Below are 13,345 nucleotides of genomic sequence, written 5' to 3' on the forward strand. Positions count from 1 at the left end.
GAACAAGCGCCTTGAATACCGTTCATTGGTGCTTTTGCAGAGGATAGAACTCTCTGCAATATGACATTGTGGTAATTTACTGTATATTTGTCAGTAATGGCAGGATTTAGCATCGCCCATTAAAGTGGCTCATGCTAAACTATGGAAAATTTTTGTGTCGGAGAAGAAGTTATGCGCCCTGTTGGCAACACGTTTATCAAACTATCCTCGGTGACCCTGCTTGCCCTAAGCATTAACTTGGTGGGCTGCCAAACCTTCAAAAACCTGACAGGTACGGATGATGAAGCAGTCGAAACTGCTGAAAAATCCGAGCAAGCTTATTATAGTGATGCGGTGGCTCAAATCGACAAAGGGCGCTATAACCAAGCCATAGAAGATTTAAATAGCTTACGTACTTTTTATCCCACTGGTCAATATGCCGAACAGGCGCTACTTGATATCATGTATGCGCAATATGCCAGCGGTAATTACGAAACCGCTGCTGCCAGTGCCGATCGATTCATCAATCTGTACCCTTCTAACCCACAAGTCAGCTATGCTTACTATGTGCGTGGCGTTGCCAATATGGAAGGCTCGTCTGATGGATTAAAGATATTTAACCTCAATCAAGCTGAGCGTGATACCGCATACTTACGTATCGCCTTTGCCAACTTTCAAGAGCTCATTAATAAATACCCCAATAGCCCTTATGCCCCAGATGCAGCCCAGCGCATGACCTTCATTTATAATCAGTTTGCTCAAAGCGAGCTGACTGCTGCTAACTGGTACATCGAGCGTGAGGCGCATGTGGCTGCTGTCAATCGTGCCAAGTGGGTCTTTCAGTACTATCCGCTTAGCGAATCAGTCCCTGAAGCCATTGCTATTTTAGCTTACAGTCATCAGCAACTGGGACTGACTGACTTGGCAAAGGATTACAAAACACTGTTGCAGATCAACTACCCCAACTGGCTGACCAATGATGGTCGTGTTAGATTGTCCACCAAAGCCGATCGCTCATGGTTAAACAAACTGACCTTTGGCCAGCTTGGCCGTGCCAGCTTAAAAGACGAGCCGCTGCGTGAGGGGGAGTATACAGGAGCCACCAAAACTCAAGTGGTTAGAAGTGCTTCACAGCTGCGCCTACCCTCTGATAATGCGGCGACGCCTGCTGCGGGTGCGCCTACCCAGCGCCGGGGTATCAATATCGGTCTAGGTCTACCTGAAAGCTCGACCGAGCAAGTGTCTGGCCAAGGTAGTGCCAGTGCCGCCGCCAAAGAAGCGGCTGTTGATTTGCCTAATATCAATCCGACTCGCCGCACTACCCTACCTAATGAGAGCAGCCGTGACCGTATTCGTCTAGCACCAGCCGCTACAGAGACAGAAGAAACAAACTAAATCGCTAGACCAATAAGCGTGTAGGTAACCAAGTGCGCTTAGAGGCATGCAAACCGATAGGGCCAACTATAAAGTATAGTTGGCCTTATTTGCCTGCATTTACACTACTCAATCGTTTTTATGCTATAAATATAAAATCAATTCAATAAAATAACTGTCATCTTATTTCGTGGTTAGCTGTCTACACCTATGAGCATCCCCAATCACATTCTTGAACAACTCAATAGCCAAGCTGACCTGATCAGCATCATTGGGCGTCATACCACACTCAAACGAGCAGGCAATGAGTACAAAGGCTGCTGTCCATTTCATGGTGAAAAATCACCTTCGTTTTATGTCAATCCACAAAAAAACATCTATCACTGCTTTGGCTGTAATGTTGGTGGCAATGCCATCAGCTTTTTACGTGATTATGAAAGCCTCACCTTTATCGAAGCTGTCAATGAGCTGTCAAAGCAAACAGGTATTGAAGTACCTCAAGAGGAACAGCGAAATGTCAGCTATCAGCGCAGCAAACCAAAACCTATGCCTGCGCCAGTCCCGCAAAGCAAAAAAGAGATAAAAGACGAGAACAACGCTCAGAGCTCAGCACAGATAGCGCCTGATACGTATCCTCAAGCACAGGCTGATTATCAACCAGAGTGGCACAGCAGCAATGGCAATGAAAGTCATAATAGTCATGACCCCCTACCGCCACAGGCGCTCTATGATGCTGTCCCCTATAATGATGCACCTTATGGTTATGATGACTATGATAATCTGCCCTATGATCAAGACGAAAACAGCTACCCACCGACTTGGTTGACGAGTACGGACGAGCATTTAGAACCATATGATGGTCATGATGGCACTGAGCAAGAAGGCAATTTATATGAATTATTGGAGCGGATTCAGCAATTTTATCAGCATAATCTGACAACGCATCCCCATGCCAAACATTACTTTGTCGCCCGTGGCATCACTGAGGAAACCTTGGCGGTATTTGGGCTTGGCTATGCGCCTTATGGCTGGCAGCATCTTGAGCATCAATTTCCGCAAGACATTGAGGGGCTCAAAGCCTTAGGCTTGGTGCGTCAATCAGAGTCTGGACGAGATTATGATCTGCTGCGAGATCGAGTCATCTTTCCGATTCGAGACAATCAAGGCCGGGTCATTGGCTTTGGTGGTCGAGCGCTCGATGATGAGGTTAAACCCAAATATATCAACTCCTCAGACTCTCCTGTATTTCATAAGCAGCATATATTATATGGTTACTATGAGTCACGGCAACAGCGTGCAAATGAATGGTTGGTGGTTGAAGGCTACATGGATGTCATCGCTTTATATCAAGCGGGTATCTATGGGGCGGTGGCTTCTATGGGTACGGCCATTAATGAAAGTCAGATATCACGGCTACTGACGCTAAACCCAACGCTGACCCTAAGCTTCGATGGCGATAGCGCTGGGCAAAAGGCCGCTTGGCGGACGCTTGAAGTGGCTCTGCCAGTGCTCTCTGATGATAAAGAGCTGCGGTTTTTGACGCTGCCCAATGGCCATGACCCTGATACCTTTATCAAGGCTAATGGTAGTGAGGCCATGCGTGAGCAAATCGCAAGCGCCATGCCATTATCACAGTATATCTTTGCTTATCTCAGTGAGCGCCACGACTTGTCTTTGGCAGAAGGCAAGGCCAAGCTGATGTCGCAAGTACGCTCATTGACCACTGCACTGCCCAAAGGCAGTAGCTTTCGTTATTTGCTTAATAACGACATTTACCAAAAGCTTGGCGGCAGACGCAGCCAAAACAAAGATGCAAGAGACGCATTGCTAGATTTTGATGGTGGCATGACCATCAGTCAGCAGTTACAGCTGTGTTTTTTGTTTCAGCCACGCGCCTTAATTGACGACCCTATCGATGATATTTGGCAGCGAGCAGGTATCAACCACTTAGACTTGCCAGCACATATCAAACAAAGAGCAGACACTGACGCCTTTCGTCCGCTCGCTTGGGCAGATTTACAAGATGCCGCTCTGCTAGAGGTGGTCAGCACCATCAAGCGCTGCTTGCCTTACCTACCGATAGATGTAAACGCTGCGGCCCATTTTATTATGTCTAATATTCAGCCGACGACTCAAGAAAGCCTGAGCCAGAACTGGAGTGGCTTTTATAAAGCGCTTACGGCTCGTAACATACTCAGCCTTGATGAGCTTATAGAAAACCTAGTCATGCAGCTATTAAAACTACATATGCAAAAAAAGATGCAAGCGCTTATCCAAAATCCCGATCATGTAAAACTTGCTATCGTACGTAAGCAAGCTCAACGCCTAGATGACTGGCTGCGTGCCCAGCAAGCAGAACAATCAGCGCAAATGATAAGTGTTTGAGTATAACGAGACCCTTTGTATGGAAGTTGCCCTTTAAAACCTTGGCCGGCGTCCCCATTGATATAGCAATATGACTGATAACATTAATAAAATAATAAGCCATAATGAGAGGCGACATCGTGCCTGATAACGACGGTCTGTGTTAAACTATGGCGCTGCTTATACAAACGAGTATTAGTCAACCCATATCAACCCAAAACGCTTATGTCTCTTTTAGAGTAGAGCATGGTGGTTTTTTAAAGCATTGTACTTTTTAGAGTATTATTTTTAATGCCTTTTTATAGTCAGTTAACAATAAAACGGTTATAGAGGTGACGAAAAGCTTATCTTAGTACCGCTGTAATACTTTTACATTAAACCTACTATATTAAGTCATTTTATTGTAATTTTTTGAGTCCTTATTCATATCAACTCATTTTCGTGATTATTGACATCCCTTACGCCTTTTTTGTGATCAATCTATTGATTAGATCCACGCACCGAGCAAGCGATGGCACGTCATATTACGAAAATGTCCGACGCAAGCAAGTGAGTAATTATGAACGATAAGTCAGTTTCTAAGTCCACATCTCAGCTGGCCACCTTAATACAAATGGGCAAAGAGCAAGGGTATCTTACCTATGCCGAAGTGAACGACCAACTGCCTGAGTCCATCACAGAAAGCGATCAGATTGAAGACATCGTCCAGATGTTAACAGACGTCGGTATCAAAATCTTTGAGTCTGCCCCAGATGCTGATGATATTTTGATGAACGACGAATCAAGTGACGATGATATGGCAGCTGATGAAGCAGCAGCCGTATTGGCTTCTGTCGAAACTGAGCCTGGACGCACCACCGACCCTGTGCGTATGTATATGCGTGAGATGGGCACCGTTGATTTGTTGACTCGTGAAGGTGAGATTGTCATTGCTAAGCGTATCGAGGAAGGTATCCGCGATGTTCAGCATGCGATGGCATACTGGCCTGGCACGGTACAGTTTATCCTTGATGAGTATCAGCGGGTATTGGACGGCGAAAAAAAGCTTGCCGATGTCATCACAGGGTTTTTGGACCCTGAAACGGAAGAAGGCGACACGGCTGAAAAAGAAGAAAAAATACCCGTCATTAAGCCAAAAGCCAACACAAAAGCCAAAGACATTGACGACGAAGATGAAGACGACGTAGAAGAAGTTGAAGAGGAAGAAGCCGAAGAGGAAACGGGTGGTATCGATCCTGAAGAAGTGCGTATGCGTCTTGAAGAGATTGAGCACTTATTTATCAAAGCCAAAAAAGCCTTGAACGAATATGGCCGTGGTAGTGAGCAAGCCAATGAAGCCTATGAGCAACTTGCCAACCGCTTTATGCTACTCAAACTCAACAACCGCCTATCAGATCAAGTCATGGCCATCATGCATGATGTCTATGACGATGTGCGTAAGCAAGAGCGTCAGATTATGCGTCTGGTAATCCGCCGTGGCCGCATGCCTCGCTCTGAATTCCGTAAAACCTTCCCAAGCAATGAGTCTAATATCGATTGGCTCACCGAACGCTTAAAAGGCAAACCAGCTTTTGCAGAGCATTTAGAAAAAGTCGTTGATGATGTGATCTTATTACAACGTAAGATCCGTGATTATGAGCAAAAGCTAGAGATGGATATTCGCGACATGAAAGATGTCGCACGCCGTATGGCGATTGGTGAAGCCAAGGCTCGCCGAGCCAAAAAAGAGATGGTCGAGGCCAACTTGCGTCTGGTGATCTCTATCGCCAAAAAATATACCAACCGTGGTTTGCAGTTCTTGGATCTGATTCAAGAAGGTAACATCGGCCTTATGAAAGCGGTCGATAAGTTTGAATATCGCCGTGGTTATAAGTTCTCGACCTATGCCACGTGGTGGATTCGTCAGGCGATTACCCGCTCTATCGCTGACCAGGCACGTACCATTCGTATTCCGGTACATATGATTGAGACCATCAACAAAATAAACCGTGTCTCACGCCAGTTGTTGCAAGAGATGGGACGTGAGCCCACTCCTGAAGAATTAGGCGAACGCTTAGAGATGGACGAGATTAAAGTCCGCAAAGTACTAAAAATCGCCAAAGAACCGATCTCTATGGAGACGCCTATCGGTGATGATGAAGATTCGCACCTAGGTGACTTCATCGAAGATGGTACCATCTCAAGCCCTGTAGACGATGCGACGGCAGCTGGCCTGCAAGAAGCCACTCGTGATGTATTGGGCAACCTGACTGAACGTGAAGCACGCGTGTTAAAAATGCGCTTTGGTATCGATATGCCCACCGATCATACACTAGAGGAAGTCGGTAAGCAGTTCGATGTCACCCGTGAGCGTATTCGTCAGATCGAGGCCAAAGCCTTGCGTAAACTGCGTCATCCATCACGCTCTGAGCACTTGCGCTCTTTTTTAGAGAATGACTGATTTATTTAGAAAATGCTAAATCTATAAGGCTTTTATAAGAGCCAATAAAAAAGCTGAGCAGGTCTCAGCTTTTTTGTGCCTATTTATACTTATAAAACAGACCCTGTTTGTGATTCTTTGCACATGGCTTGCTAATGATGACTGAGTTCGTCTATCATATAGTGAGTATTAAATAAAAAAGAGTACAACTTTTACGGCGTGCTACTGGGATGAATTTTTTGCAGCCTCTGGAGTGACGAAGTCGCACAGCAAGCAAAGAAAATTTATACCAGTAGCACTATATTTATTTTATAGTAGATCGACTATATGGCTCGACTGCTTGAATAATAGCAGCTCGAACGCATTTTATATATATTTCTAAAAACCTTGTCGGGGTGCTTTGATTTTAGACGTTGTTTATAGAGGGGTTTTAATAACCCTATCAAAACAAAATCCAAAATCATGGCTGAGAGTTACCCGCGAACCTGATGCAGTTAGCACTGACGTAGGAAACAAGCGTGACATCTTCTAGCACATCTCTTAAACACACCTTGCCAGTTTATCGTCTGTAGACTGGTCAGGTTTTTTTGTGCCTGCTCGCTTCTCGTTCCCTGCCCTGTGCTTACTTGCTATTTAAATAAGTCAGTAAACACTATGAATTACCAAACATTACGTCACAACTGCCCTTCATGGAATAACTATATTCAGCATGAGTTTGTCCAGCAGCTGACAGCAGGTACGCTTGCCGCTGACAGCTTTCGCCATTACCTGATCCAAGACTACCTATATCTGATTCACTATACCCGTGTCATGGCGCTGAGCGTATACAAGAGCGATACGCTGGCACAAATGCGTGTCGGTCAATCAGGTATCAATGCCATGCTCGATCTAGAAATCGGCATGTACCTGGACTTCTGTCATCAATGGGGCATACCACTTGCCGATGTAGAGGGCGCTGCAGAATCTGCCGTCACCATCGCCTATAGCCGCTATATATTAGATGCCGCCATGTCAGGCTCATTGGCCGAGCTGTATGCCGCTATTGCGCCTTGTCTAATGGGTTATGGTGAGATTGGTAAGCGTATTAAAGATAATGGGTTTATCACAGGCAATCCTTATCAACCCTGGATAGACGTGTTTTCTAGTGACGAATTTCAAGCCATTACGGCACAAAACGAAGCGCAGATTGACCTGCTATTAGCAGACGCCAGTCCAGCACAGGCCGATAAGTTTCAGCGCTTATTTGACACGGCAGCACGGATGGAAGTCAACTTTTGGCAGCAAGCGTTGGACTTGTCCTAAACCCTATTTAATTTAGTTTTTTAGCTTAGCTTATATTTACTTTAACTGACCATACTAATAAGGAGAGATATTATGGCCGCATTTGATGAACACGCCAATGCATACGACAGTTGGTTTTTGGACAACCAAAACTTACTGGCCAGCGAACTAAAGTTGGTGGCGCATTTCTTAGACAAAGAGAGCAACATCTTATCTGTCGGCTGCGGTAGCGGGCTGTTTGAAATGCTACTGGCCAAGGATTATGACATTCATATCCAACATGGCATCGAACCGTCCAAAGACATGGCAGCGATTGCAGAAAAACGCGGTCTGCAAGTGGATATCGGCCCAGCTGAAACCAGCGAGATTGCACCCAATACCTTTGATATCATCATGTTTAACGGCAGTGTCAGTTATATCAGCGACTTAGACATCTGTATCAAAAAAGCTTTTGATGCGCTAAAAACTGGCGGCAAGCTCATCCTGATCGACGTGCCAAAAGAAAGCGGCTTTGCCAGTCTGTATAATCTGGCCAGCGCTGTCGATACTTGGGAGCATCCGCTACTTGCGCACATCTCCCCCGCTGATCCTTATCCTATCGAACTGGTCAGATCTGCCAACTGGCGCACCTCTGATGAAAAAATCAACTTGATGCAGGCCAATGGTTTCGTAGATTTTGAATATGCTCAGACCCTGCTGACGCATCCGATGTATGCCAACGACCAAGTCCAAGACGTCATTGAAGGCTATGACCGTGGAGATTATGTGGCGATTTGTGGTTATAAAAAGTAGCTGTCGTTACATCCCATTAAAATTAATACCGTGCTCTGGAATAAGTTTTGTGTAAACTAAGTTTTGCGTAGGCTCTGGCGTGCGAAGCACACAGCAAGCGAGAAAAACTTATACCAGTGGCACGTCGCTATTAATGTATCCGTTTTATTTTATCACTTGAATAATAGCAACTGTGCCATCATAAACAGCGCAATGGTATTTATGAGAGTGAGACAAACTATGAGTAATGATACAAAAAACAAGGACCAAAACCCTACGGGCCAAAGAGAGGTCAAAGTCACAGAGCTGGTTGCCAATGACGGTATCTTAAAGGGCAAAAAAACAGATGTGCAGAATCCTGAGCTGTGGGAGTTCCCAATGGACTACCCGATGAGCATTATCGGTCACGAAGGTGAGCATGAGAGTCTGCTCAATGAGCTGAAGCTGATTCTTGGTAGTCAGTTTCCAGCGTTTGACTTGGCCTCTATGCAAGTCAAACCTTCTAAGACTGGCCGCTTTCATTCGGTTCGTGTCAACCTGCACTTAACTGCTATTGAGCAAGTGAACGAGCTGTACGCTGCACTGGAAAATGCCAAGACGGTCCGTATGGTGGTTTAGTATAGCGAGTCCAATTTATTGTTAAACACACATATCGGCAGTACAACTACTGACAGTATCCTCAATCGTCATCCATATGGGTGGCGATTTTTTGTGGTCTCAGGTACAATCAGCAGCGCTTTGGTCAGCATGACATTGGCGGTTAGGAGCCAGTCGTTTGTGAGATGACAAAATGAGAATTGCAACCCATTTTTTACAAAATATTTTATTATTTTTGCCATTCTCGTCTAACCCTTATGCCATCGTCCTTTGCTCAAATACAGATCGCCTGAACCTCTGCAACAACATATATCTAAAATAAAATCAATATAGCTTTTTCAGAAAATTCCCGCTATATTGTGCCTACTTAACAAAAAACACGCTATATATAGTACTCAGTGATTTTGATGATCACTATGAGTAGCGGTCATCTTTTGTCCAAAAAAACCTAGGCTCCGATGATAAGCCATATAACGTGCATAAATACTTGGTGGGTGTATCCCAGCAACGTAATCATTAGCAATCAACTTATGAGGGTAGCATGACACATATCGATAAGATCAAAGTGACCAAACGTGACGGGCGCTTAGAACCCATTGATTTGGATAAAATCCACAAGGTTATCGAGTGGGCAGCAGATGGTTTAGACAATGTCTCAGTGTCACAAGTTGAGCTAAAATCACACATTCAGTTTTATGAAGGCATCAAAACCCGTGATATTCACGAGACCATCATCAAGTCAGCCGCCGACCTCATTTCTGAAGACACTCCTGACTATCAGTATCTGGCTGCCCGTCTGGCGATCTTTCATCTGCGCAAAATCGCTTACAATCGCTTTACCCCGCCGCATCTGTTTGATCAGGTGACGACGCTGACAGAGGCGGGTAAATACGATGAGCACATCTTGGCTGACTACAGCAAGGATGAGTTTGATGAATTAAACGAGTACATCGACCACTGGCGTGATATGAATCTGGCCTATGCTGCGGTCGAGCAAATGGCGGGTAAATATTTGGTGCAGGATCGTGTCACCAAGACCGTTTATGAAAGCCCGCAGTTTTTGTATATGCTGGTTGGGATGTGTCTGTTTGCCAATTATGACAAAGTGGAGCGCATGAGCTACGTCAAACGCTTTTATGACGCCACTTCCCAGTTCAAAATCTCACTACCGACGCCTATCATGTCAGGCGTGCGCACCCCATCACGTCAGTTTAGCTCCTGCGTCCTGATCGAGTGCGGTGATAGTCTAGACTCCATCAACGCCACCACCAGCGCCATCGTGCGCTACGTGTCGCAGCGTGCTGGTATCGGTATCAATGCAGGCCGTATCCGTGCTCTTGGTAGCCCGATTCGTGGCGGCGAAGCACAGCATACGGGCTGTATCCCCTTCTATAAGCTATTCCAAACGGCAGTGAAGTGCTGCTCACAAGGCGGCGTGCGTGGTGGTGCGGCGACATTGTTTTATCCGCTATGGCATCTAGAGGTTGAGTCGCTACTCGTCCTCAAAAACAACCGTGGTGTCGAAGACAACCGTGTGCGTCATATGGACTACGGCGTACAGATCAACAAAACCCTATACAGCCGTTTGATCAAAGGTCAGGACATCTCGCTGTTTTCACCTTCTGACGTCCCTGGTTTGTATGATGCGTTCTTTGAAGATCAAGACAAGTTCGAAGCGCTATACACCAAGTACGAAAATGACCCAAGCATTCGTAGCCGCCAAGTCCCTGCAGCCGAGCTGTTTAGCTTGATGATGCAAGAGCGTGCCAGCACTGGTCGTATCTATATCCAAAACGTCGACCACTGTAACACCCATAGCCCCTTTGATGCCTCGGTCGCTCCGATTCGCCAGTCCAACCTCTGCATGGAGATTGCGCTGCCAACTAAGCCACTGGACAACATTAATGATGAGACTGGCGAGATTGCGCTATGTACGCTATCAGCGGTCAACTTGGGTAAGATCGATCAAGTCAGCGATATCGAAGAGCCAGCCGAGCTCATCGTCCGTGCACTCGATGCCCTACTCGACTATCAAGACTATCCAGTTAAAGCGGCTGAAAATGGCAGTATGCGTCGCCGTACCTTAGGCGTGGGTGTCATCAACTATGCGTACTACTTGGCCAAGAATGGCACACGCTATTCTGACGATAGCGCCCTCGGCCTGACCCATCAGACCTTTGAGGCGCTACAGTACTATCTGCTGAAAGCCTCAAATAAACTTGCTAAAGAGCAAGGCGCTTGCCCTGCGTTTAATGAGACCACCTACTCGCAAGGTATCTTACCGATTGATACTTATAAAAAAGACTTGGATAACATCTGCCAAGAGCCGCTACATCTCGACTGGGAAACGCTGCGTGGCGAGATTACTGAGCACGGCCTGCGCAACTCTACGCTAACGGCCTTGATGCCGTCTGAGACCTCAAGCCAAATCGCTAATGCGACCAATGGCATCGAGCCGCCACGTGGTCTGGTGTCGATCAAGGCGTCAAAAGACGGTATCCTCAAGCAAGTGGTGCCTGAGATTGATAAGCTAAAAGATCAGTATGAGCTGCTGTGGCAAATGCCTAACAATGATGGCTATATCAAGCTGGTCGCTATCATGCAGAAGTTCGTCGATCAAAGTATCTCGGCCAACACCAACTATGACCCAACACGTTTTGATGGTCAGCGTGTACCGATGAAAACCTTACTAAAAGACTTGCTCAATGCGTATAAGCTGGGCGTGAAGACGTTGTATTATCATAACACCCGTGATGGTGCCAACGATGCGCAAGCGGATATGGAAGATGATTGTGCTGGTGGGGCTTGTAAGATTTAAGCTATTGATGGCGGGTTTGGCTTTTGGGTTGGGCTCGCTATATATCAGTAATATATTGTAGAAATATTTTAAAATTTGTTTGACTCTAAAAGAATCAGGCAATAAAAATGGCAAAGACGATTTCTCATCTTTGCCATTGTGGGGAATTAAGTGTTACAGCACTTATTTCCGAAAAGTTAATACTATCCGCTTTTTGCAAAGTACATTTAGATAGTCTAGCTTTTTAACAAGCATAGTAGTCTATTATATAAGAGTGTACCTTGTCCACTGAAATTCGTGAAGCGATAGTTCTTACTCGATAATTTGGAGGTATATTATTTATACTGACGAGCGGGGTACTTTTATTTTGCGATGGGCAATTACCAAAAATGGTAAGCGTATTGTTGCAAAGAATAAACCTTTTAAAATCTACATATCTAAAAACAAGTAGATAAAGTCCTATTGATTTCAAGGAGATAATAGCTTTATAGCCGTTATCTTCCAGAAATTTCACTAAAACATAAGGTTAAATATTCTAATATGAAAAAAATTCAGAATTTTGTATTCGCGACTCTAGGGTTAATAGCAATTATCAGTTTAATAGTTGGAGCTTTTTATACTGCAAAACTATTTATAAGTTATCTAAACGAGATTGATGCGTCTATAGCAGCGGCTATCATCGCCGCGTCTGGCACAATTTTAACTGCGGTCTTGACAGTAGTTATTGGACAGACAATTAATAAAAAGAGAGAAATAGAAGACGCTCATAGAGTTTTTAAAATAGAGATTTATTCAAAATTTATTGATTTCACAATTAATTGGGTTTTTTCTCAAAGTCGAGAGAACCGCCAAGCTATAGTCAGTTCACTATAAAAGAAATACAGCCCATATCATGAAACAGTTTAGGCAGATTATTCTCCATCCAGCCTTGGCGTAGAAACTTTGCTTGTGCCCATTTTTTCTCAATGGGGTTAAGATCAGGGCTATAGGGTGGCAGCCATAGAATGCGATGACCATGTCTGTTGAGCAGTTTTTGGATACGTCTGCTTTTATGAAACCTAGCGTTATCCATAACGATCACGCATTTAGTCTTGAGACTTGGAATAAGTGTGATCTTACACCAGTCATAAAATATATTGCTATTGATATTCTGTTCAAAGTAATCAAGCGCAAACAGCATCTTGTTATAAAGAGCACCGATGACGTTAGTTCTCTTTTTTGCTTGCCAGTTGTAGCTGTCGATACAGGGTGTACCAATCGGTGCATAGCCATGAGAGCGGATGGTCTCGTGCTCAAAGCCGCTTTCATCCATATAGATAATGGGATAGCCTTGCTGCGTAAAGCGATCAAGTTTACTCTGATAAGCCACTCTTTTTATCAGGCAGGCTTTTGGATGCTCTAAGGTCTTTTTTTTGACTGATACCTAGACGTTTTAAAGCAGTGTGCATGCCGGTCTTACTACAGTTGAATCGCCTAGCTCGCTCGTACAGATAATCGTCTGGATATTGTTCAACGTCTTTTAAGAGTGCTTCATTCGGTATTTTAGTTGGTGATTTATCTCGAGTTTGTTTGATACTTGGGTTTCTCAGCCAGCGCTGTAATGCGGTTTTGCTAACATTATAGAAAGTACAAGCCTGACGGATACTCATGTCTTTGTTTTTGACACTTTTAATCACTTGTGCTCGAAAATCTGCTGAATAGGTCATTTGTTCTTCTGCTATTTCGCTTGCTTTAAAACGATTGTATCTTATTTAAAAAGAACT

General features: G+C 44.8%; 10 protein-coding genes. 8 read left to right on the top strand and 2 right to left on the bottom strand.

Going from position 1 to position 13,345, the window contains the following annotated elements:
- Positions 1-171: 171 nt before the first annotated feature.
- The 8 genes from J3492_RS03300 (at position 172) to J3492_RS03335 (ending at position 12,455) form a co-directional block, all read left to right on the top strand.
- The gene (locus J3492_RS03300; protein ID WP_207989885.1) at positions 172-1,374 is read left to right on the top strand and encodes an outer membrane protein assembly factor BamD; all 1,203 of its coding nucleotides are present in this window, start codon (positions 172-174) and stop codon (positions 1,372-1,374) included.
- A gap of 189 nt (positions 1,375-1,563) precedes the next feature.
- Positions 1,564-3,738, top strand: a complete 2,175-nt coding sequence (locus tag J3492_RS03305) for a DNA primase (RefSeq protein ID WP_207989851.1) — start codon at positions 1,564-1,566, stop codon at positions 3,736-3,738.
- Between the two features lie 538 nt (positions 3,739-4,276).
- Positions 4,277-6,157 carry an RNA polymerase sigma factor RpoD gene (gene rpoD / locus J3492_RS03310; protein WP_207989853.1) on the top strand — a complete coding sequence of 627 codons (1,881 nt, stop codon included), beginning with the start codon at positions 4,277-4,279 and terminating at the stop codon, positions 6,155-6,157.
- A 633-nt stretch (positions 6,158-6,790) separates the two neighbouring features.
- Entirely contained in the window at positions 6,791-7,438 is a 648-nt protein-coding gene (tenA, locus tag J3492_RS03315; RefSeq protein ID WP_207989855.1) for a thiaminase II, read from the top strand.
- 72 nt (positions 7,439-7,510) lie between these two features.
- Complete coding sequence (locus J3492_RS03320; RefSeq protein ID WP_207989857.1) at positions 7,511-8,209, top strand: class I SAM-dependent DNA methyltransferase; 699 nt, start codon at positions 7,511-7,513, stop codon at positions 8,207-8,209.
- Between the two features lie 219 nt (positions 8,210-8,428).
- On the top strand, positions 8,429-8,806 hold the full coding sequence (locus J3492_RS03325) for a YbeD family protein (protein ID WP_207989859.1): 378 nt from the start codon (positions 8,429-8,431) through the stop codon (positions 8,804-8,806).
- A 520-nt stretch (positions 8,807-9,326) separates the two neighbouring features.
- Entirely contained in the window at positions 9,327-11,603 is a 2,277-nt protein-coding gene (gene nrdA / locus J3492_RS03330; protein WP_207989861.1) for a class 1a ribonucleoside-diphosphate reductase subunit alpha, read from the top strand.
- A gap of 519 nt (positions 11,604-12,122) precedes the next feature.
- Positions 12,123-12,455: a hypothetical protein gene (locus J3492_RS03335; protein WP_207989863.1), complete on the top strand. Its 333-nt coding sequence runs from the start codon at positions 12,123-12,125 to the stop codon at positions 12,453-12,455.
- Here J3492_RS03335 and J3492_RS03340 read toward each other — a convergent pair.
- Positions 12,442-12,951, bottom strand: a complete 510-nt coding sequence (locus J3492_RS03340) for an IS630 family transposase (protein WP_207989865.1) — start codon at positions 12,949-12,951, stop codon at positions 12,442-12,444. The two genes, J3492_RS03335 and J3492_RS03340, sit on opposite strands and share 14 nt — an antisense overlap.
- Complete coding sequence (locus J3492_RS03345) at positions 12,935-13,288, bottom strand: IS630 transposase-related protein (protein WP_207988742.1); 354 nt, start codon at positions 13,286-13,288, stop codon at positions 12,935-12,937. Before J3492_RS03345 ends, J3492_RS03340 begins: the two co-directional genes overlap by 17 nt.
- Between the last annotated feature and the right edge of the window lie 57 nt (positions 13,289-13,345).

Source organism: Psychrobacter coccoides (assembly GCF_017498085.1).
GTDB lineage: Bacteria > Pseudomonadota > Gammaproteobacteria > Pseudomonadales > Moraxellaceae > Psychrobacter > Psychrobacter coccoides.